Consider the following 294-nt stretch of genomic DNA (forward strand, 5'->3'; position numbering starts at 1 on the left):
GCCGAGGCGGGCCTGATCCAGCAACAGCTGGTTGATCGCCTGCTGGGGTACACAGTGGCGGCCCGCCTCCTTACCGACGAAAATCCGCTCGGCATCCCGGCGAACAAGCGCCAGCACCTCCTGCGAGACCAGCCGGTCATAGACCACCACATCCGCCTGTTGCAGCTGCTGCAAGCCGTTCAGGGTGAGCAAGCCTGCATCGCCGGGGCCGGCACCGACCAGGGTGACGCTTCCCTTGCTCTGCACCGGCTCATTGAGCAGCTCGACGACGCTCTGCTCGGCGGCCTGCTGCTG

General features: G+C 66.7%; 1 protein-coding gene. It reads right to left on the minus strand.

The features are described from left to right. Window positions 1-294, minus strand: a 294-nt coding sequence (locus tag BN1128_RS13865; RefSeq protein ID WP_042869742.1) for an SAM-dependent methyltransferase, incomplete at both ends; no start/stop codon positions are given.

The sequence above is a fragment of the Aeromonas piscicola genome, from assembly GCF_000820005.1.
Taxonomy (GTDB): domain Bacteria; phylum Pseudomonadota; class Gammaproteobacteria; order Enterobacterales; family Aeromonadaceae; genus Aeromonas; species Aeromonas piscicola.